18 protein-coding genes and 2 pseudogenes are annotated in these 20,865 nt (G+C 70.7%); 8 read left to right on the top strand and 12 right to left on the bottom strand.

Features of this window, described 5'->3' with window-relative positions; all coding sequences use genetic code 11:
• Positions 1-298 precede the first annotated feature (298 nt).
• Complete coding sequence (locus J7656_RS02880; protein ID WP_211554043.1) at positions 299-1,141, top strand: aldo/keto reductase; 843 nt, start codon at positions 299-301, stop codon at positions 1,139-1,141.
• Between the two features lie 36 nt (positions 1,142-1,177).
• Here J7656_RS02880 and gfo6 read toward each other — a convergent pair whose 3' ends face one another.
• Both gfo6 and J7656_RS02870 read right to left on the bottom strand, forming a co-directional pair.
• The gene (gene gfo6 / locus J7656_RS02875) at positions 1,178-2,272 is read right to left on the bottom strand and encodes a D-xylose 1-dehydrogenase Gfo6 (protein WP_211554041.1); all 1,095 of its coding nucleotides are present in this window, start codon (positions 2,270-2,272) and stop codon (positions 1,178-1,180) included.
• An 88-nt stretch (positions 2,273-2,360) separates the two neighbouring features.
• A complete protein-coding gene (locus J7656_RS02870) occupies positions 2,361-2,894 on the bottom strand; it encodes a redoxin domain-containing protein (RefSeq protein WP_211554039.1) in 534 nt (177 codons plus the stop codon).
• Positions 2,895-3,055: 161 nt separating this feature from the next.
• Here J7656_RS02870 and J7656_RS02865 point away from each other — a divergent pair, with 161 nt between their 5' ends.
• Positions 3,056-3,604: a DedA family protein gene (locus J7656_RS02865; protein WP_017343801.1), complete on the top strand. Its 549-nt coding sequence runs from the start codon at positions 3,056-3,058 to the stop codon at positions 3,602-3,604.
• A gap of 7 nt (positions 3,605-3,611) precedes the next feature.
• Here J7656_RS02865 and J7656_RS02860 read toward each other — a convergent pair whose 3' ends face one another.
• From J7656_RS02860 to J7656_RS02850, 3 genes are all read right to left on the bottom strand, one after another.
• Positions 3,612-5,438: an acyl-CoA carboxylase subunit beta gene (locus J7656_RS02860; RefSeq protein WP_017343800.1), complete on the bottom strand. Its 1,827-nt coding sequence runs from the start codon at positions 5,436-5,438 to the stop codon at positions 3,612-3,614.
• 94 nt (positions 5,439-5,532) lie between these two features.
• A complete protein-coding gene (locus tag J7656_RS02855; RefSeq protein WP_211554037.1) occupies positions 5,533-6,459 on the bottom strand; it encodes a class 1 fructose-bisphosphatase in 927 nt (308 codons plus the stop codon).
• Positions 6,459-7,262 carry a class I fructose-bisphosphate aldolase gene (locus J7656_RS02850; protein ID WP_017343798.1) on the bottom strand — a complete coding sequence of 268 codons (804 nt, stop codon included), beginning with the start codon at positions 7,260-7,262 and terminating at the stop codon, positions 6,459-6,461. Before J7656_RS02850 ends, J7656_RS02855 begins: the two co-directional genes overlap by 1 nt.
• 213 nt (positions 7,263-7,475) lie before the next feature.
• Here J7656_RS02850 and J7656_RS02845 point away from each other — a divergent pair, with 213 nt between their 5' ends.
• On the top strand, positions 7,476-8,333 hold the full coding sequence (locus tag J7656_RS02845) for a 3-hydroxyacyl-CoA dehydrogenase family protein (protein ID WP_017343797.1): 858 nt from the start codon (positions 7,476-7,478) through the stop codon (positions 8,331-8,333).
• Positions 8,334-8,355: 22 nt separating this feature from the next.
• On the opposite strand, the gene J7656_RS02840 is transcribed toward J7656_RS02845, so the two are convergent.
• From J7656_RS02840 to J7656_RS02825, 4 genes are all read right to left on the bottom strand, one after another.
• Positions 8,356-9,042, bottom strand: coding sequence for a hypothetical protein (locus J7656_RS02840; RefSeq protein WP_017343796.1), 687 nt, complete (start codon positions 9,040-9,042; stop codon positions 8,356-8,358).
• A 78-nt stretch (positions 9,043-9,120) separates the two neighbouring features.
• Positions 9,121-9,399 (bottom strand): hypothetical protein, encoded by a 279-nt coding sequence (locus J7656_RS02835; RefSeq protein ID WP_017343795.1) that lies wholly within the window; start codon positions 9,397-9,399, stop codon positions 9,121-9,123.
• 882 nt (positions 9,400-10,281) lie between these two features.
• The gene (locus J7656_RS02830) at positions 10,282-11,598 is read right to left on the bottom strand and encodes an MFS transporter (protein WP_017343794.1); all 1,317 of its coding nucleotides are present in this window, start codon (positions 11,596-11,598) and stop codon (positions 10,282-10,284) included.
• A 123-nt stretch (positions 11,599-11,721) separates the two neighbouring features.
• On the bottom strand, positions 11,722-13,512 hold the full coding sequence (locus J7656_RS02825; RefSeq protein ID WP_211554035.1) for a hybrid sensor histidine kinase/response regulator: 1,791 nt from the start codon (positions 13,510-13,512) through the stop codon (positions 11,722-11,724).
• Positions 13,513-13,656: 144 nt separating this feature from the next.
• Here J7656_RS02825 and J7656_RS02820 point away from each other — a divergent pair.
• From J7656_RS02820 to J7656_RS02805, 4 genes and pseudogenes are all read left to right on the top strand, one after another.
• Positions 13,657-15,098, top strand: a pseudogene (locus J7656_RS02820) (DNA polymerase Y family protein).
• A 49-nt stretch (positions 15,099-15,147) separates the two neighbouring features.
• The gene (locus J7656_RS02815; RefSeq protein WP_017343791.1) at positions 15,148-15,603 is read left to right on the top strand and encodes a hypothetical protein; all 456 of its coding nucleotides are present in this window, start codon (positions 15,148-15,150) and stop codon (positions 15,601-15,603) included.
• 79 nt (positions 15,604-15,682) lie between these two features.
• Positions 15,683-16,261, top strand: coding sequence for an NUDIX hydrolase (locus J7656_RS02810; RefSeq protein WP_017343790.1), 579 nt, complete (start codon positions 15,683-15,685; stop codon positions 16,259-16,261).
• 85 nt (positions 16,262-16,346) lie between these two features.
• On the top strand, positions 16,347-17,222 hold the full coding sequence (locus J7656_RS02805; RefSeq protein WP_211554033.1) for a CPBP family intramembrane glutamic endopeptidase: 876 nt from the start codon (positions 16,347-16,349) through the stop codon (positions 17,220-17,222).
• Positions 17,223-17,693: 471 nt separating this feature from the next.
• Here J7656_RS02805 and panB read toward each other — a convergent pair whose 3' ends face one another.
• Complete coding sequence (panB, locus tag J7656_RS02800; protein ID WP_211554031.1) at positions 17,694-18,500, bottom strand: 3-methyl-2-oxobutanoate hydroxymethyltransferase; 807 nt, start codon at positions 18,498-18,500, stop codon at positions 17,694-17,696.
• Positions 18,501-18,651: 151 nt separating this feature from the next.
• Here panB and J7656_RS02795 point away from each other — a divergent pair, with 151 nt between their 5' ends.
• Complete coding sequence (locus tag J7656_RS02795) at positions 18,652-19,020, top strand: DUF5822 domain-containing protein (RefSeq protein ID WP_017343786.1); 369 nt, start codon at positions 18,652-18,654, stop codon at positions 19,018-19,020.
• Between the two features lie 26 nt (positions 19,021-19,046).
• On the opposite strand, the gene J7656_RS02790 is transcribed toward J7656_RS02795, so the two are convergent.
• Together J7656_RS02790 and J7656_RS02785 are read right to left on the bottom strand one after the other, a co-directional pair.
• The gene (locus J7656_RS02790; protein WP_017343785.1) at positions 19,047-19,649 is read right to left on the bottom strand and encodes an HAD family hydrolase; all 603 of its coding nucleotides are present in this window, start codon (positions 19,647-19,649) and stop codon (positions 19,047-19,049) included.
• Between the two features lie 10 nt (positions 19,650-19,659).
• Positions 19,660-20,829 (bottom strand): annotated as a pseudogene (locus tag J7656_RS02785) (acyl-CoA dehydrogenase family protein); the annotation flags it as partial.
• Positions 20,830-20,865: the final 36 nt, after the last annotated feature.

Genomic DNA, 20,865 nt, shown 5'->3' with positions numbered 1-20,865 from the left:
CTTGCGTCGTCGTGCTTCGTCCTCCCGGCTGCCCCTTTGAGTCCCGCCCCGCACCGCGCCGCACAGCACCTCACACCTCCCCAGCCTCGTCGGCCTCCCTACGGTCGGCCGACTCCCTCGCGCGTGCTGGCTCGCGGCCTGTCGGCCGCTCGCAGGCACGCGCCACCGCCTGTCATTTATAAGCTGTCGAGCAACTCGGCTTGCGGCTTAAATGCCGCTACGCGGCTGCCGAGAACCGCGACCGAGGCGGGTTCCCCGACCGGTAGTTTCAATCGGTGATCCCCCGAACGCGTGTCGTGTGACCGTACCAACGAAGACGCTCCCGAGCGGCGCGGAGCTGCCGGCGCTCGGACTGGGCACGTACGACCTCAACGACGGCGAGACGGCCGACAGCGTGCGCGCGGCGCTCGACGCCGGCTACGCGCACATCGACACGGCGGAGGGGTATAAAAACGAACGAGCGATCGGCGACGCGCTCGCGGCGAGCGACGTCGACCGCGACGACGTGTTCCTCACCTCGAAGGTGCTCGCGAAGAACCTCAACTACGAGTCGGTGATCGAGTCGTGCGAGGCGTCGCTCGATCGGCTCGGGGTCGACTACCTCGACCTGTATCTGATCCACTGGCCCAATCCGGCCATCTCGCTGCGCGAGACGCTCCGCGCGATGGCGGAGCTTCGCGAGCGCGGGCTCGTCCGCGACGTCGGCGTCTCGAACTTCAGCGCGTACCAGCTCAGCTGCGCGCACCACGTCTCGGACGTCCCCATCGCGGTGAACCAGATCGAGTTCCACCCGTGGTTCCAGCGCCCGGACCTCGTCGACTACTGCCGCGAGACCGACACCGTGGTCGAGGCCGCGGCGCCGCTCGCGCGGACGGACGTGTTCGGCGACGAGGTCGTCGCCGAGCTGGCGGAGAAGTACGACAAGCACCCCGCGCAGGTCGTGATCCGGTGGGCGGTCGACCGCGGCGTGGTCCCGCTCCCGCGCTCGTCGACCCCCGACCACGTCCGGGCCAACGCCGAAATGGACTGGGAGCTCGACGACGCCGACCGGCGCCGGCTCGACGAGCGCGACCGCGACGCGCCGGTGTACGACACCCCCGCGCGCGACTGGACGAGCGATGTGTACGGGATCGAGCAGTAGCGGGCTCGCGGCCGCGGGCGCGGCGCAGGCCGTGTCTCAGTCGCCGCCGAGGTCGACCGGTGCCCCCGTCTCGGCCGACTCGTAGACGCCGGCGAGCGCCTCCATGTCCGTCAGGGCGTGCTCGCCGTCCGCGTGGAACGGCTCGCCCGCGAGGAGCTGGTGGCCGAAGTACGCGAACTCCTCTTCGATCTGGTGGACCTGGTCGAACTCGACGTCGACCCGGGTGCCGTCGCGGACGACGGCGAACCCGCGGTCCTCGCGCTCGTAGAAGGCCGGGTCCAGGATTAGTCGAGCCTCCGTGCCGGTGATCTCCAATCGGCTCGCGTGCTGTGCGTTCTGGCTCACCGTACAGAAGGCGTCGACGTCGCCGGGGAACTCCAGCCGGAACGAGGCGTGTTCGTCGACGTCGGCGAACGCCTCGTGCTCCGAGCGCGTCCGCCCGGAGACGCGGACCGGGTCCTCACCGAGCGCGAACCGCGTCGTGTTGAGCGGGTAGACGCCGAGGTCCATGACCGCGCAGCCGCCGGAGAGCTCGGGGTCGAGCCGCCACTGGTCCGTGTCGCCGCCGAGCTCGCCCAGCATCGTCTGCGACATCGTCGCGTGGACGTGGGTCACCTCGCCCGCGACGCCCGCGTCGAGAAGGTCGCGGAGCCGCCGGACGGCGGGGTCGGTCTGCATCCGGTAGCCGACCATCAGCGGCACGTCGGCGTCGCGGCACGCGCTCACGAGCCGACGAGCGCGGTCCGGCGTCACCTCCAGCGGCTTCTCGCAGAGAACCGCCTTCCCCTGATCGGCGGCGGCCTCGACGTACTCCAGGTGGGTCGCGTTCGGCGTGGCGATGTAGACCGCGTCGTACTCGTCGGCGACGGCGCCCGACCGGAACTCGTCGGGCGTCACGCCGGTCAGGTCGCGCTCGGCCGCGACCGCCTCGACCGCGGCGGCGTCGACGTCGGTGACCACGGTCGCATCGGTGTACGCCGACCGGGCGATGCCGGGCAGCGCCCACTCGCGCGCGAACCAGCCGAGGCCGACGACCGCGACTCGCACGGGGTCGGCGACGGCGTCCGGTTCGAGGGTCTCCCAGTCCCGGCGCGTGAACTCGTCGAGGTACTCCGCGAAGGCGGCTTGCATGTCGGCCCCTCCGTCCGGGGGCGTCAAATAACCCCGCAGGTGCCCGCGGCCGGGCGGCGGCCCGATCGGACCGGCGGCCGCGACGACCTCACCGCTCCCAATTCGCGTCGTAGTCGACCCGCGGCCGCTCGACGTCGACGCCGACCTCGCGGAGCGCCTCGGTCGCGCGCTCGACGGGGGCCGGCTCGGCGCGGTCGAGCGCGTCGTCAGTCGCCGCGGCGAACCGGACCGTCCAGTCGCCGTCGACGACGACGGTCGCGCGGCGCGGAATGTCCGAGTGTCCCTCCCACGACTCGGCGAGCAGGTCGTACGACTCCGCGACGCCGCCGTGGAAATCGGCGACGACGGGGAAGGAGAGTTCGAACCGGTCGGCGTACGCGAACGCCGCGTACAGCGAGTCGCCCGCGAGCGCGGCGACGGCGAGGTCGTCGCGGTCGTCCCAGCCGGCGTCGCGGACCGCGGCGAGCTCGGCCGTACACGTCGGAACGAACGTCGCGGGCGCGAAACAGCAGACGACAGCGTCGTGCCCGCGAACGAGCCGGAACAGCTCCAGTTCGATCGCGGTCCCGCCGCTGACCGCGGGCGCGATGAAGTCCGGGGCCGTGTCGCCGACGCCGATCATGTGGTTCGGTGCGCGCGTACAAGGTAAATAGCCACTCCCGAGCCGAGACGGAGCGGAACGAGCCGAAAGTGTCGGCCCCGCGACGCACGGGAATCGGCGCTTTGACGGGTGCTACCGCCTCTCTCGGTGGGTGTTTTACGCGTCGCCGCCGAAGACGAGCCGTGTATGGACCCCACGTGGAGACGCTGCTCGCCCTCGTCGGTACCTACGGGGCCGTCGCGGTCTTCGCCGTCTTCGCCCTCGAAGGGGCCCTCGTAGGGAAGGTGTTGCCGGCGCGGACGCTGTTCGTCGCGGCGGTGGTCGCCGCGGGCGTCGAGGCGCTCGCGGTGCTCCCGGTGTTCGCCGCGGCGGTGACCGGCGCGACGGTCGGCCAGTCCCTCCTCTTCGTCGGCGTCCGCCGGTTCGACGCGGACCCGACGTCGCTCCCCATCGTCCCGGTTGGCGAGGCGCGGCTCGACGGCGCGGGCCGCTGGTTCGACCGGTGGGGGCTCCCCGCGGTGGCGGCCTCGAACGCGGTCCCGGGGACGCGCGGCTGGCTCGCCGTGCCGACCGCGAACGCCTCGACCGTCTCCGCGCCGCGGTTCGCCGCCGCGTCACTGGTCGGGTCCGCCGCCTACGCCGGCGCGCTGCTCGCGGTCGGGCTGGCCGTCGGCTTCGGGCTGGACGGCGCCGTCGGGGCGTACGGCAGCGAGCTGGTCGCGGCGCTGTAGCCGGGAACTAGAGGACCGTCCCGTGTTTCTTGTCGGGCAGATCCTTCTGAACGTCCTCGTAGAAGTCGAACCGCGCGGCCAGCTCCGCGCGGAGGTCGGATGGCGGGACGATCTCGTCGATGACGACCTCGCTGGCCATCCGGTGGACGTCGATCCCCTCGCGGTACTCCTCGCGCAGGCGCTCCTCCTCGGCCGCGCGCTCCTCCGGGTCGTCGATCTCGGCGAGCTTGCGGGCGTAGACCGCGTTGATCGCGGCCTCCGGGCCCATAATCCCGATCTCGCCCGAGGGGAGCCCGATGACGCTCTCGGGGTCGTAGGCGGGCCCGCCCATCGCGTAGATGCCCGCGCCGTACGCCTTCCGCACGACGACGGTCTGCTTCGGGACCGTCGCCGAGGAGGTGGCGTAGATCATCTTCTTCCCCTTCTCGAGGATGGCGTCCTTCTCCACCTGCGAGCCGGCCATGAAGCCGGGCGTGTCACAGAGGTACAACAGGGGGATCTCGTAGGCGTCGCAGGTCCAGATGAACTCCGCGGCCTTCTCCGCCGCATCCGGGAAAATGGCGCCGGAGCGCTCCGTTGGCTGGTTGGCGACGACGCCGACGGGCCGCCCGTCGATCCGGCAGAACGCCGTGACGATCTCCGGGCCGTACCCCTCCTTCAGCTCGAAGACGGACTCGGCGTCTGCGATCCGGTCGATGAGGTCGTGAACGTCGTACGGGCGGTTCGGCGCCTCCGGGATCAGCTCGTCGATCCCGTCGGGCGAGAACTTCGGCGGCTTCGTCTCGCGTTTCGGGGGCTTCTCGCCGGCCCGATCCGGGAGGTAGCCGATCAGGTCCGCGACCAGCTCGCGGGCGTGCTCCTCGTCGCGCGCGATCAGGTCGGCGGAGCCGGACTCCTCGGCGTGGACGCGCGGGCCGCCCAGTTCCTCTAAGTCGATCTCCTCGCCGGTGACCATCTCCACCATCCGGGGCGAGGCGATCGCCATCGCGGACATGTCCTCGACCATCACGGTGAAGTCGGCGAAGACGGGCGTGTAGGCGGCACCGGCGATACAGGGACCGTAGAGGACGCAGATCTGCGGCACGGCGCCCGACAGCATCGAGTGGTTGTAGTAGTACTTCCCGATCCCCTCGCGGTTGGCGAAGAAGCCGGTCTGCTGGTCGATCCGGCCGCCCGAGGAGTCCATCAGGTAGAGGACCGGGTTCCCCGTCTTCAGCGCGCGCTGTTGCATTCGGAGGAACTTCTCGACGCCCTTCGACGCCATCGACCCCGCCTTCACGGTGAAGTCGTTGGCCATGAAGTGGACGTCGCGCCCCTCGAACTCGGCGGCGCCGGTAAGGAGGCCGTCGCCCGGGAGGCGGTCGCCGTCGCCCGCATCGTCCTCCCCGTCCTCGTCCGCGTCATCGCCGCGTCCGGGCGCGTCGGGGTGCCAGTCGTCGAACGCGGCGAACTTCCCGTCCTCGAACTTCACGCCCGCGGGGTCGCCGTCGGCCGCGCTCGCGTCGCCCGCACCCCTCGTCCCGCCCTCGCCGCCGAACCAGAGGTCGAGGCGGTCGCGGACGAACAGCTTCCCCTGCTCGGAGAGCCGGTCGCGGTACTTCTCCGGGCCGCCCTCGCGGATGTCGGCGATCTCGGCGCGGAGGTCGCGCTCGCGCTCCGTGGGCCCGAGGTCGTCGTCGAGCGGGTAGCTCGGTTCGGACGGCTCGGCGCTCGCGAGCGGCGTCTCCTCGCCCTCGATGTGGACGTCGACGTCGACGCCGAGGTGTTCCGCGAGCGACTTCGCGATCGCCTCGGCCTCCTCGGGGGTCGCCGCCGCGCCGACGTGGACTTTCATGGACGCAAGATTTGCGGAGAGTCCTAAACAGTTTTCCATGCGGGATTTGGCCCGGGCGGGGCGACCGGCCGCGTCCCGGCGGGCCGCGGCGGCGTCAGTCGTCGCCGACGGCGGCTTCCAGCCGCTCGATCAGCGCCTCGTTGCCGACGTACAGCGGGACGCGCTGGTGGACCGCCTCGGGCTCGACGTCAAGGATCGAGCCGGTCCCGTCCGAGGAGGCGCCGCCGGCGCGCTCGATGATATAGGCGATGGGGTTCGCCTCGAACTGGAGGCGGAGCTTCCCCTCGGGTGCGCTCCGGAGCGCGGGGTACGCGAACACCCCGCCGTAGGTGAGCACCTGGTTCACGTCGCCGACCATCGCGCCGCCGTAGCGGAGCTTCAGCTCGTCCTCGATCGAGCGGGCGTACGCCCGGAAGTCGGCGGGCCAGTCGGGGACGCGGCCGCCGAAGCCGTAGACGGTCGGGGTCTCCGGGAGCCGCAGGTCAGCCTCGACGACCGAGCGCTCGACCCCGCCGCCGTCGGGCGCGCGCTCGACGACCTCCTCGCGGACGCCGGCGTCGTCGGCGACAACCATCGTCGTGATCGGGCCGTAGAGGACGTACCCGGCGGCGACGAGGTCGCGGCCGCTCGCGGGCAGCGGCGCGTCGTAGATCCCGACGACGGTCCCCATCGCGTTGTTCGACCGGAGGTTCGAGGAGCCGTCGAGGGGGTCGATCGCCACCGCGTAGGCGTCGTCGGGTCCGCTCCCCACGGCGCCGCCGGCGTCGACCGCGTCCTCGCGCTCCTCGCTGACGAACGAGCCGACCCCGTCGACCGCCGTGATCGCCTCGCCGAGCAGTTCGTCGGCGTAGAGGTCGCCGGCCAGCACCGACTCGCCGGAGGCGTTCTCCGTCCCGCTCTCGACGCGGCGGCCGGGGAGCGCGGCGCGGATCTCGGGGGCGGTCGCCGCGACCGCGTCGAAGACGGCCGCGACGGTCGAGTCGGCGGGGCCGCCGTCGGCGCGGGGGTCGGAGTCGGTCATCAGTCGTCGCTCTCGGCGATGGCCAGCGCCTCGGCCGGGTCGACCTCCTGGAAGATCACGGCCTCCAGCGCGTCGAGGATGCGCTCGGGGTCGTCGCGCTGGAAGACGTTCCGGCCGACGGCGATCCCGGTCGCGCCGGCGTCGATGGCGTTCGAGACGTTCCGGAGGAACGCCTTGTCGTCGCGCATCGTTCCGCCGGACATGACGACGTCGGCGGGCCCGGCCATCTCGACGGCGTGGCCCATCGCCTCGGCGGAGCCGGGGTACTTCACCTTCACCACGTCGGCGCCGAGCTCCAAGCCGAGCCGCGCGCCGTACGAGATCACGTCCGGACTCCCGTCGTTACGGAGCCCCTGCCCGCGCGGGTACGACCACATGACGACCGCCATGTCGTGTTCGCGGGCGCCCTCCTGCGCCTCGCGGAACTCCTCGGCCATCTCGACCTCGTGGTTCGACCCGCCGTAGACGGTGAACCCGACCGCGTCGGCGCCCAGTTCGGCCGCGTACTCCGCCGTGCAGTTGACCGCGCTGTCGGGCTCGCCCCGCCAGAGGTTCGAGGTCCCGTTGAGCTTCAACAGGAGGTTTACTTCGTCCTCGTAGTCGGGGTAGTACGCCTCCGCGAGCCCCTTCTGAACGGCCAGCGAGGTGACCGCCTCGTGGGTGGCGAGCTCGAAGATCCGTTCCGGGTCCGCCGTGTCCGGGTTCGGTTCGAAGTCGACCGGGCCGTGTTCGAGCCCGTGGTCGTACGCGAGGATCAGGGATTTACCGTCGCGCTCGATGTCGTCGGCGGCGTGAGGAAGCATCAATTCGTAGTTCCGTTACACACGTAAAAAGGGCTATGGTGGTTTCACCGAACGTAAAGAATCGGAACGGCCGTTTACGTGGCGTCTCCGGGCGAGTGCCGGGCGATCAAGTAAATCAATTCATTACTACTCAAATTGTTAATTTCTTTGCGAGAAACGGCGTCGCCTCGGGCTTCCGCAATACTTACCACCTGCGGCGCGGCAGCGGTCCGCATGCGAGAACTCTCCGAGGTGGACATCGTCGGCGTCGTTGGCGCCGGGACGATGGGCAACGGCATCGCGCAGGTCGCGGCGACCGCGGGCTACGACGTGGTGATGCGAGACGTGGAGGCCGAGTACGTCGAGCGCGGCCTCGACAGCGTCGAGGACAGCCTCGACCGCTTGGCCGGGAAGGACGCGCTTGACGAGGAACCAGAGGTGATTCGCGACCGGATCACTGGGACGACCGACCTCGACGACCTCGCCGACGTCGATCTCGCGGTCGAGGCCGTGGTCGAGGACCTCAACGTGAAACGCGACGTGTTCGCCGACCTCGATCGCGTCACCGACGACGGCGTCGTCCTCGCGACGAACACCTCCACGCTGTCGATCACGAGCGTCGCGAGCGCGACCGACCGCGCGAGCGGCGTCGTCGGCCTCCACTTCATGAACCCCGTCCCGATCATGGACGGCGTCGAGGTCGTGGTGGGCGAGCGCACCGACTCCGCGGTCGTCGATTTCGCGCACGCCTTCGCCGAGGATCTCGGCAAGGAGACGTGGGAGGCCGACGACAAGCCCGGCTTCGTCACCAACCGCATCCTGATGCCGTGGATCAACGAGGGGATCCGGGCGTACGACGAGGGCGTCGCCGAGAAGGCCGACATCGACCGCGGGATGAAGCTCGGCACGAACGTCCCGATGGGCCCGCTCGAACTCGCCGACCACATCGGGCTCGACGTGGCGCTCGACGCCAGCGAGACGCTCCACGAGGAGCTCGGCGACCGCTACAAGCCCGCCTACCTCCTCAAGCGCAAGGTGGAGGCCGGCGACCTCGGCAAGAAGACGGGGAGGGGGTTCTACGAGTACGATTGAACAAGAGTCGACTCCGCGAGGGTCACGCCCCCTTCGCGTCCGCGTCGCCGTCACGGTCGTCGTCCGCCGTCCACCGGCGCGCGCCCGGCAGCAAGCCGACGAGCTTCGTCACGTAGCCGAACCTGAACAGGCCGAGCTGCGAGAGCGCCCCGAGGACGAACACCGCGAGGAACGCGGGCGCGGAGAGGTCGAAGAGGAGCGGCTGGACCGTGGTCTCCGCGGCGGCCGCCTCGAAGTCTGCGGGCGTCAGCGACCGCGACGCGAACGCCGCGCCGATGAGCGCGGTCGAGACCACGAGCGTCGTCCGCGTGAGGACGAACCCGAACAGCGCGCCGACAGCGACGCCCGCCAGCGTCGCGCCGACGAGCAGCGCCGTCCCCTCGATCCCCGCCGCGTCCGCCGCGTAGAAGGGGCCGACCGCGAACCGCCCGGCGAAGCCGCCGACGACCGCGCCGATCCCGAGGACCGCGAAGGAGAGACCGGCGTACGCGAGGAAGCCGCCGAGGAGGCCGCCGACCCCGACCACGCCGGCGGTGAGGACCGCGCCGTCGACCGCGATCAGGCCGACGACGTTCGGCGCGAACAGGTAGCCGGCGCCGGCGCCGACGAGCAGCCCCGTCAGCGTCACCGCGTAGACGGAGACCGCCGCGCCGACGAACGCGAGCGCCAGCCCCGCGAGGACCAAGCCGCCCGTGAGTGGGGAAAGCATGTGCGTATCGTGGCGCGCGCTGGTACTTAAATTGTCGCGACGGAAGCGACGGGAAGGGCGATCGGGGACTGCGACGGCTCAGCGCGCCCGGCTCGCCGCCTGCCGGTCGATGTACCGCGTGTAGCCGCCGATGGCCAGCCCGAAGCCGACGACGAGCAGGAGGAACCCGAGAAGACGGCTCGTCCCAACGGTCATCACCGTCAGGACGACGCCGAACAGCAGCGCGAACACGCCCGCGACGACGACACCGACGTCGAGCAGCGGAGAGGGCTGGATGGTCCGGCAGTGCGGGCAGATCCGCGCGTCCGCGGGGATCGGCTCGCGGCAGTCGACGCAGCGGAGGCGGTCGTTCGGCACGGGCGGCGGTTCGGTTGTGATCGGTATGGCTCTGTTGACTGCGTAGGGGCCGGTCGGAACGACTGCCGAATACGGGGCACGTATCTCTCACAGACCCGTCTCCTAGTTCGATCAGGCCGTATCGCTCAGTACAGCGGTAGCGGCGAGCGATAGCGGGAGAATGTATCACAGATCGGTAGCAACGATTCTGTATTTAAATAGTCGCCAGCGGCGCCGACCGTCGTTTATAAACAGCCGGTGCGGTGGCGCGCCTGCGAGCGGCCGGAGCGAAGCGGAGGCCGCGAGCCAGCCCGCGAGGGACGCCGCGAGCGAAGCGAGCGGCGAGGCTGGGGAGGCGTGAGGTGCGGTCTCTGTGCGGGGCGGGACTCAAAGGGGCAGTCGCCGGCGGCTTCGCCGCCGGCTGCCCGTGGCGCGTCGCGCCACGCTGCCGGGAGGACGAAGACGCGCGACGCAAGGACCGCAGGGAGGGAGCGATAGCGACCGACCGAGGACCGCAGCGAGCGCATCGAGTCCTCCCGGCTGGGGCTTTGAAGCCGTTCGTGGTCGATCCACAGTTGACCATTTATAAGCAAGCGACTGGGCTTTGAAGCCGTTCACCGCGGCAGCACCGATCACGTATAAACAACCGACAGCAACACAGCTAAATTCCTTATAAATGGCCTCACTCATGACGCACTACACGCACTCCCGCACAAAATCAAGAAGCAGGCGTGTTCTATCAGCTAATTCGGGGTTCATTTTGGGAAAATAGCGTAGTACCCGTGCTGCCTACATTCTTTGAATTCAGCACGACCGCTGAAACTTATCGTCGACTGAAGATTTCGACGAGGCCACCGATATAAAAACGCGTGCCGGCGTGCGCGCTTTCGGCGCCGCCCTCGCTCAGTCCGCGCCCGGCGCCGCTGCCGGTTCCTCTCCGACGTCCAGCGTCTCCTCGACCTGCGTGAAGACGGCGATCAGCGCGAGCGCGGCGGCCGCGGCCCCGACCGCGAAGGGGACGAGGAAGCCGAAGCCGTAGAGCCAGCCGGAGGCGAGGGGGCCCAAGGCGACGCCGAAGCCGAACCCCATCGTGAGCACGGAGAGGGTGGTCCCGGACTCGCCCTCCCGCGCGAGGTCGCCGGCGAGCGCGAGCGACGGGGCGAACACGCACGCCACCGCGATCCCCTGCCCGAGCCGGACGAGCATCATCAGCGCGGACTCCGTCACGATCCCTTGGAGGAGCGTGGTCGGGACGAGCAGGACGAACCCGGCGAGCAGGAACGGCCGGCGGCCGATTCGGTCGCTGGCGCGCCCTACCGGGACCTGGAAGATCACGTTGGCGATCGTCACGGCCGCGAACTGGGCGCCGAACCAGACCGGCGGCTGGTCTAAGCGGACGTTCACCTGATTCTGGAGCGTCGCGAACAGCGCGATGCACGCGCCCATCGCGACGGTCGCGAGCCCCAGCGTGAACACGGGGTCGAGCAGGCGGTCCTCGCCGCGGACCCGAATCGAGACGTCGTCGCCCGCCTCGCCCTCGACGTCGGCGTCGCGGACGAGGAGGAACACCAGCGTGAAGCTGAGGTACGCCCCCGCGCAGGCCGCGACGAACGCGGCGTCGAAGCCGTCGAGGACCGGAAGGCCGATCGGCGAGAGGTCGTACGGGCCGGCCTCGACGACGGCGCCCGCGAGGACCGGGCCGAAGCCGAAGCCGATGAGCCGGAACGTGTTGTACACCCCGAAGTTCCCGCCGCGGTCGGTGTCGCTCGCGGCGTACTCGTTCACGAGGGCGACCGTCGCGGGGATGATGAGCGCCGCGCCGAGCCCCTGAATCGCGCGCAGCGCGACCAGCGCCGGGTAGCTCGTCGCAATCGTGTATAGCCCGCTGGCGGTCCCGAGGAGTAAGATACCGGCGAGGACGAAGGGCCGCCTCCGGCCGACGCGGTCGGACAGTCTTCCCGTAAAGGGCTGCGAGAGGCTGTTGAGGAAGCCGAAAAGCGAGAGGACGACCCCGATGAGGAGCGGCTCGGTCAGCGTGACCGCGGCCGCGCCGACCCCGACCTCCGTGCCGAGCAACCCCTCGATGTCGACCACGTCGCTGGTGATGTACAGCGGGAGGACGACGATGAGGAAGGAGTTCCCGGCCGCGCCGACCATCCGCGCGAGCGCCAAGACGATCACGCGCCGGTCAGTCTCGGCGATGTCGGAGAGCGAGCCCATTCGCCCGGAGCTTCGAAACGGAGCATAAAGGCCCTTTTGAACGGGGGGAGTCGATCCGCTTTCGAGAGAACCGGAGCGGTCACCGAGGTCGAGCGGCTCAGTGGGCCGCCGGCGTCGAGCGGCTCAGTGGGCCGCCGGCGTCCGCTTGTCGATCCCGCGGATCTCGAACCGCGCGCCGCCGTCCTCGCCGGTCGTCGCCTCGACCGTCCAGCCGTGCGCGGTGGCAATCTCCTGAACGATCGCGAGCCCGAACCCGGTGTTGCCCGCGGTGCCGCTCTCGCCGGGCTCGAACAGGGAGTCCGCGACCGCGGGGTCGATTCCCGGACCGTCGTCTTCGACGAAGAAGCCGTCCGGGAGGTCGCCGACGCGGATCGCGACGTCGGAGCCGACGTGATCGACCGCGTTGCGCATCAGATTCTCGAAGAGGTTCCGGAGGCGGTCCGGGTCGGCGAGCACCTCGCGGTCCGTTTCGACGGAGAGGGAGGCGTCGGCGGTGTCGACGGTCGACCAGCTGTCGGTGACGACCGCCGCGAGATCGACGGGTTCGGGGTCGCCGACCGTCTCGCCCTCCCGCGCCAGCGTGAGCGTGCGCTCGACGATCGACTCCATCCGCTCCAGCGCGTCGAGCGCGGCGGACAGGTTCTCGTCGCCCCCGTCGTTCGCCGCGTCGTGGGCGAGCTGGACGCGCCCTTGCGCGACGTTGAGGGGGTTCCGCAGGTCGTGCGAGACGATGCTCGCGAAGGAGTCGAGCCGGTCGTTCTGCCGTTCGAGGGCCGCCTCGCGCTCCTTGAACGCCGTGATGTCCTCCTGGAAGCCGACCCAGTGGGTGACGGCGCCGTCGGCGTCGCAGATCGGGGCGATGCTCACCCGGTTCCAGAACTCCGTCCCGTCCTTCCGGTAGTTCAACAGCTCGACGCTCGTCGACTCCTCGGCGTCGATCGCCTCGCGGAGCGCCTGAACCGATTCTTCCTCTGTGTCCGGCCCTTGGAGGAACCGGCAGTTGACGCCGATCGACTCCTCGCGGTCGTAGCCGGTCATCTCGACGAACCGGTCGTTGACGTACACCATCGGGTTGTCCGCCTGCGCGGGGTCCGTGATGGTGATCCCGACGGGCGCCTCGTCGAGCGCGCGGGTCTTCGTCTCCAGCTCCTCGCGGCGCTCGCGCTCGTCGGAGACGTCGCGGAGGATGCCGACGCTGCCGTCGAAGGAATCGCCCTCGTACGGCAGCGCCGCCATGTGGTCGCGACAGGGGATCGGCTCGCCCTCCTTGGGGACGATGTCGACCGCGAAGTGCTGGACGTTGGGGCCGTCGTCCGAGAGGATCGTGCCGAGCCGATTTTCCGCCTCCTGAACCGCCGCGTCGTCCTTGATGAACCCGGGCGTCTGGCCGATGATCTCCTCGCGGTCGTAGCCGGTGAGCTCGGCGAACGGCTCGTTGACGAACCGGAAGACGCCGGTCTCGTCGACGACGTAGACGGGGTAGCCGAGCGCCTCGATAACCGTCGAGTAGCGCTCGGCGATCTCCTTGGTCCGGTGCTCCTCGACGGCCTGGTCGACGCGGTTCGCGAGCCGGCGGAGCTGCTCGGGGCCGCCCTTCTGGAAGTAGCCGGTGACGCCGGCGTTGAGCGCCTGACTCGCGATCTCCTCGGACCCCTTGCCGGTGTACAATACGAAGGGTATCTTCCGGTGGCGCTCGCGCAGCGCCTCGAAGAACTCCAGCCCGTCCATCGCGGGCATGTCGTAGTCGCTGACGACGCAGTCGAACGCGGCCTCGTCAAGCCGGTCTAACGCGGTTTCCGGGTCAGCCACGCTCGTCACCGCCACCGCGTCGAGCTCCCGCTCGAAGTACGCCTCCGTGAGGTCGAGGACCGAGGGGTCGTCGTCGACGTGTAGCACGTCGATCGCTCCGGGCATACCGGCGTAGTACGGACGCACGGAATAAACGACTACCGCCTCGGGTATCGGATCTGGATCCGGGTCCGACGCCGACCGCGCTCCGCGTCCACTTCCGGCCCGCGTGGCTGGTTCTTAAGGCCGCGGAGCGCGGACCCGAACGCGATGACCGGGGGGACGCCCGCCGCCGGGGAGACGCTCCCGGGCGCCGGCGACGAGGGCGACGACGCCGTTGACCGCGTCGTCTGCCACGTCGACATGGACTGCTTTTACGCCTCCTGCGAGCGGTTGCGTCACGACGACCTCGCGGGCGAGCCCGTCGTTGTCGGGATGGGGTACGAGCCGGGCGACTCGATCGGCGCGGTCGCGACCGCGAGCTACGAGGCCCGCGAGTTCGGCGTCGACAGCGCGATGCCGATCTCGAAGGCGCTGGAGCTGCTCCCCCGCCGCGAGGACGCCGACCCCGACGACCCGGACGCGCCCGACCCCGGGGAGACGGGCCGGTACGTCCCCGTCGATCTCGACTTCTACGAGGACGTGGCGGGCGAGGTGAAGGAGGTCTTACGCGACTGCGCCGACACCCGCCGGGAGGTGAGCATCGACGAGGCGTACCTCGACGTCACCGACCGGACCTCGTGGGCGGTGGCGGGGGGCGGAGCCAACGGAGAGGCAACTGACCCCCGCCGAGCGGCGCCGCGGGCCCGGCCGAGGCGCGGACGCTCGCCGAGGGGTACGCCCGCCACGTGAAAGACCGGATCGGGCGGGAGGCCGGCGTGCCGGCGAGCGTCGGCGTCGCGCCGAACATGTCGGCCGCGAAGGTCGCCAGCGACGCCGACAAGCCGGACGGCCTCGTCGTCGTGCCGCCCGGGTCGGTCGCCGAGTTCCTCGCGCCGCTGCCGACCGCCGACGTTCACGGGGTCGGGCCGGTGACCGAGGAGACCCTCGCGGAGCTGGGGATCGAGACCGCGGGCGACTTGGCCGTCGCCGACCGCGACCGCCTCGCAGACGCGCTGGGCGAGCGCGGCCCGGAGCTCTCCCGGCGCGCCGCGGGCGACGACGACCGCGAGGTGACGCCGACCGGCCTCCCGAAGAGCCTCTCGCGGGAGTCGGCGCTGCCGACGACCGCCGACGAGGCGACGAAGCGGGAGACCGTCTCCGCGCTCGCCGCGGACGTGGCCCGCCGCGCCCGCGAACGGGGTTGCCTCTACCGGACCATCGGGATCAAGGCCGTCGAGCCGCCGTTCGACGTCAACACCCGCGCGCGGAGCCTCCCCGGCCCTGTCGACGACCCGGAGCTCGTCGAGGAGGTGGCGCTGGACCTGCTCGGCGAGTTCGACAACGCGCGCGTCCGCAAGCTCGGCGTGCGCGTCTCCAAGCTCGACTTCGCCGAGACCGACCAGGCGACGCTCGGCGGGTTCGAGGCGAGCGGCGGCGATCCGACGCGTCGCGGCGACCGAACCGAGCGAGACGATGGGGGCGACGGCGGCAAGCTCACCGACTGGGTCGACGGACCGCCGGACCGCGACGGCGACGAGTCCGGCTCGATCGCGGACCGCGAGCGACGAAGCACCGACGAGGGACAGGCCTCCCTCGGCGACTGGTCGTGAATCTCGCCTGACACGCAGAGTTATCACGCAGTCGAAACGATCCGCGGGCATGTCCCTCGCTCGCCGCGTCCTCCTCGGCTCGAACCCGAACGGCTCGCCGCGTCGGTACCGACTCCTCGCCCCGCCGCTGCTCTTTCTGATCTCCTTCGCCGCCTACGCGCTGGGCGTCTTTTCCGTCTCCGGCGGGGTCGTGTTCCTCGCGTTCGACGCCGCGGCCCTCGGGATCCTCGTGACCGCGGGCCTCGCCTACCGAGGGGCCGGGATGGCGCTCGCGTGGGCCACCGTCTACGGGGCGCTGCTCGGGAGCAACGCCGACCACTACCTGCTCGGACTCCCGGGTCGTCCCCTCGGCGAGCGTGTCGCCGCGCTCGTCGAGGTCGACGGGCTCGTCTTCGTCGGCGTCGAGGCCCTCGCGTTGGGAACGATCGCGTGGATCGCCGGCGCGGTCGCGAGGCGAGCAGTCGACGAGCTCCGGGACCGGCGACGGGACGCTTCCGCGGAGTAGCGCCCCCGACGGGCGACGCGCCCGCCGAGTGACGCCGCGGAGTGCGGGGATTTAGGTCCCCGACCGCCGACCCGAACGCATGGACGACCTCTCGTGGGAGACGCTCGGCACCGACATCGACTACGCCTGCCCCGGCTTCGACGTGCGCCGCGACGAGGTGCGGTTCCCGGACGGCGAGACCGACGGGTTCCACTACGTCGACGAGCCGCCCGCAGTCGTCGTACTCCCGCTGACGCCGGACGGCGACGCCGTCGTCATCGACGAGTGGCGGCAGGCGGTCGGGCGGGTGAACCGCGGGATTCCGGCGGGGACGATGGAGCCCGAGGATGGGGGCGAGGGGAGCGCAGCCGGCGATCCGACCGACGACGCGATCGAGCGCGCCGCGGCCCGCGAGCTCGCCGAGGAGACGGGGTACGAGGCCGACGCCTTCGAGCGGCTGACGACCGTCGAGCCGACGAACGGGATGGCGGACTCGGTCCACCACCACGTGCTGGCGACCGGCTGCGAGCCGACGGCGGACCGCGACCTGGACCACAACGAGTCGATCTCGGTCGAGACGGTGCCGTACGACGATCTGCTCGCCGCGGTCGTCGACGACGAGCTTCGCGACGGGCGGGCCGTCACCGCGGTGCTGTGGTACGAGCTGCTCCACCGGTGACCGCGACTCACGCGCCCGAGAGATAGCTGTCCGCGCGGCTTCCGACACGGACAACCATTTTGCCGAGCGCCGCCTATTCCGGGCAATGACAGATCCCTCCAGCGGCGATCCGGCCCCGGACGGCGGGGTGTCCGAGGAGTTCGACGAGATCGACCCGGACCCCGTCGACGACGCCGACGGCCCCGAACGGGCCGGCGGGTCGCCCGGTATCGCGGTCGCGACCGCGCTGCTCCTCGGCGTCCTCGGGCCGGTCATCGCGCTCGCGAGCGGCGTGGCCATCTTCGCGATCGACGCGGCGGTCGGGGGGCTCTCGCTGACCGCGAGCGTCGTTCTCACGCTGATATTCGGCCAGTACGTCGCGTTCGGCGGGCTCGCAGTCGGCTACCTCGCGTGGCGCGGGTTCGACCGCGAGGGGATCGTCTCGTACCTCGGCGTCCGAGTTCCGAGCCTCAAGGAGGTCGGGATCGTCCTCGGCAGCTGGGTCGTGATCCTCGTTTTGATCCTCGTGATCTCGACGATCGTCCAGCTGCTCGGGACGGAGACGGCGGCGAATCAGAGCGCGGAGTTAGCGATGGGGAACCCGGCGATCATCCCGCTGTTCATCGCGGCCTCGTTCCTCGTCATCGGCCCCTGCGAGGAGATCCTCTACCGCGGCGTCGTTCAGGGGCGGCTCCGCGAGTCGCTGCCGGCGGCCCCGTCGATCCTGCTCTCGGCCGCCATCTTCGCGACCATCCACGTGATGGCGCTGACCGGCGGCCTCTCCGCGCGGCTGACGACCGTCTCCATCCTCTTCGTCCCGAGCTTGGTGTTCGGCGCGGTGTACGAGTACACCGAGAACCTCGTCGTCCCCGCGCTGCTCCACGGCCTCCACAACGCCGTGATCTTCACCGTCCTCTACGTTACCGTCACGCAGGTCGGTCCAGACGCGATGCCGGCGGTCCTCAGGTTCTTCCCCGTCTGAGCGGTCGAACCCGCTGACGGGGAGTTCCCGACAGGGTTTCCGATTTTCCACGGTGGCGCGTGCCTGCGAGCGTGCCGCCGAAGGCGGCCGCGAGCCAGCACGCGCGAGGGAGTCAGTCGGTCGGAGCGAAGCGGAGACCGACTGACGAGGCTGGGGAGGCGTGAGGTGCTGTGCGGGGTGGGACTCGAAGGGGCAGCCGGGAAGCGGGCGCAGGCGTTCACGAGAGCGAAGCTCTCGTGAGCCAATCAGAACGCAGAGCGTTCTGATGACGACGTAAGCACCGCAGGAGCGAGTGAAACGAGCGACGAGGAGCGTGGTTCGAGAGAGCAAAGCTCTCTCGTCATCCCGAAAATCGCCGATTTTCGGGCGACAGCGAGCGTGCGCCCGCCTCCCGGCTGGGGCTTCGGAGTGGTTCGCGATGATCAGCGAGTTTCCACCAGAAACGATGCCGTACTCGTCTCGGAAAGGCACTCAGTACAAGTCGTCCAGATCCTCCTCGACGTGCGAGTGCTCCTCGGCCGGGAACTCGCCGCTCGTCACGGCCTCCCGGTACGCCTCGACGGCGTCGACCATCTCCCCGCGCACGTCGCCGAACTGCCGCGCGAACGGTGGCGACCACTCGCCGAGGCCGACGGCGTCGTTGATCACCAGCACCTGCCCGTCGCAGTCGGAGCCAGCTCCGATGCCGATCGTGGGGATCTCCAGCGCCTCGGTCACCGCGCCCGCGAGGTTCGCCGGGACGTGTTCCAACACGAGCGCGAACGCCCCGGCGTCGGCGTGGTCCCCCGCCAGCTCGATGATCTCCTCGGCGGCCTCCTGCTCGGTCCCCTGTCGGGTGTAGCCGCCCAGCCGGTTCACGTGCTGCGGGGTCAAACCGAGGTGCGCCATCACCGGGATCCCGACCTCGGTCATGCGGCGCGTGGTCGAGACGGTGTGCGGGCCGCTCTCGATCTTCACCGCGTCCGCGTTCGCCTCCTTCAGCAGGCGGCCGGCGTTCCGCACGGACTCGGCCTCGTCGACGCCGAACGAGAGGAACGGCATGTCGGCGACGACCAGCGCCTCCTCGGTCGCGCGCGCGACCGCCGCGGTCCGGCTCGCGACCTCGTCGAACGTGACGGGGAGCGTGGAGTCGTAGCCTAAGGCGGCGTTGCCCATGCTGTCGCCGACGAGGACCACGTCGATTCCGGCCTCGTCGACGATCGCCGCCGTCGGGGCGTCGTAGGCGGTCAGCATCGTGATCGGATCCTCGGCGTCCCGGAGTCCCCGCGTCGTGGTCATACCTCGGAGTCACCCGCGCGCCGCCCTAAATTCGTCGGGGAACCGGAAACCGAGCGCGGCGGCGCGGTCGCCGGCGCGTCCGCCGCCGCTCGGACCGCCGCTCTCGCCGCCGACCGCCACCGATTTGCCGCTCCGCCGCGGAGTCCGCGGTGTGCAACCAGTCGAGCGGGCCGAGTACGAGGGAGTTGACTACGCGTGGGTGATGCAGACGACGTTCGTCGTCACCATCCTCGTCGGCGCCCCCGCCGCGGCCCTGCTGTCGACGCTCGTGACGCTGGAGTCGTGGGGCGCGCGCGCCGCGTTCGCGGTCCGGGTGGGCGCCCCCATCTGGTTCGTCACCGCGGTCGCCGTCGCGCTGTACGCGAGGCGGGCCGAGGCCGGCGACGGCGGCGCGGGGACGAACGACGACGCGGTTCCGGACGAGGAAGCCGGCTCGGCCGACGACGCGGCTACGGACGACGACGGAAGGCGGACCGAGGACGGCGATCCGACGACGAACGAAGCAGGAAAGCGGGACTGAACGCGCGCGACGCTGTTTTGAACGCCCTACTCCGCGAGCAGGTCCGAGACCCACGCGAAGTCGACGCCGCCGCGCTCGGCGGTGACCGCGTCGCTCCGCGAGTCGCCGACGAACAGCGCGTCCTCGGGGGCCGCGCCGAGCCGGTCGACAGCCGCGAGCAGCGATTCCGGGGCCGGCTTGAAGCTCCCGACCGTGTCGCGGCCGACGATCGCGTCCGAGACGAGCGCGTCGCCGAGCCCGTGCGTCTCGACCGCGATCCGACACGCCTCCTCGCAGTTGAGCGAGCAGACGCCCGCGGGGGGATGCGGACCGCCGCCGTCCGCGGTTTCGGTCAGTCGGTCCCCGAGCGGGAGCCGCGTCGACTCGCGGGCGCCGGGGCGCTCGTGGATCGCGATCGCCTCCTCGACCTCGTCCCGGACCCCGTAGTCGTCGGCCGCGCCGAGCAGGTCCCACAGCTCCTCGGTCGGGGGGATGAGCGCGCGCTCGGCGTAGACGTCGAGGACCGCGTCCGCCACCGCGTCCCAGTCGACCGCGAGCTCGACGAGGGTGCCGTCGAGGTCGTAGACGACCGCGTCGTAGCCAGCAAGGCGGGAGCCGGTCTGCGCCGGCTCCGGATCCCCGTCGCTCACTCGCCGAACACCCCCGGGCGATGATCGTCTTCTGGATCTCGGTCGTTCCCTCGTAGATCTCCGTGATCTTCGCGTCGCGGTAGAGCCGCTCGACGTCGAACTCGGTCGTGTAGCCGTAGCCGCCGTGGATCTGGACCGCCTCGTTCGTCACTGACATCGCGGCCTCGCTGGCGCGGTACTTCGCCTTCGAGGCCGCGACGCGGTAGTCCTCGCCCGCCTCCGCCTGCCGGCACGCCTCGCGGACGAGGAGGCGGGCGGCCGACACGTCCGTCTCCATCTCCGCGATCTTGTGGCGGATCGTCTGGATGTCGCCGATCGGGCGGTCGAACTGTTCGCGCTCCTGCGCGTACGACGTCGCCTCGTCGAGCGCGGCCTGCGCGACGCCGACCGCCTGCGCCGCGATGCCGATCCGGCCCTCGGTGAGCGTCCGGAAGGCCGCGGAGAGTCCCTTCCCATCCTCGGTGAGCCGGTTCTCTGCGGGGACGCGACAGTCGTCGAACGTGATCCCGGTCGTGTCCGACGCGCGGAGCCCGAGCTTCTCCTCCTTCTTGCCGACCTCGAACCCGTCGGTGTCCGCGGGGACGAGGAACTGGGTGATCGCGTCGTCGGACTCGTCGGAGCCTCCGTCGCCGTCCTCCCCCGCGGCCTTCGCGAAGACGATAGCCACGCCGCCGCGCTCCCCGTTCGTGATCCACTGCTTCTCGCCGTTGAGGACGTACTCGTCGGTCTCGGGGTCGTACGTCGCGGTCGTCGACATCTGGGCCGGGTTCGACCCCGCCTGCGGCTCGGAGAGGCAGAACATGCCGACCGGACGGCCGGTCTCGGCCATCTCCGGGAGCCATGCCTCGCGCTGCGCCTCCGTCCCGAACTCGGCGATACAGGAGGTGGCGAGGCAGTGGACGGAGAGGGCGGTCGCGACCGCGAGCGACCCGTGCGCCAGCGCCTCGTTGACGACCGCGTAGGTCGTCTCGTCGGCACCGAACCCGCCGTGTGCTTCGGGAACCGTCAGCCCCGTCAGGCCGAGCTCCGCGAGCCCGTCCCACACCTCCTCCGGGAACGTCTCCGTCTCGTCGGCCGCGGCCGCGGTCGGCCGGACCTCCTCGGCCGCGAACTCCTCGACGAGGTCGCGGACGGCCGCCTGCTCGTCGGTGAGCGCCGACCCGACGCGTGCTCCGGTCATGTCACCGCCTTCGGTCCCTCACCGAAAAAGGTGCGC

Source organism: Halorubrum ruber (assembly GCF_018228765.1).
GTDB classification, from domain to species: Archaea; Halobacteriota; Halobacteria; order Halobacteriales; family Haloferacaceae; genus Halorubrum; species Halorubrum ruber.
This window is presented reverse-complemented; position numbering and strand designations above follow the sequence as displayed.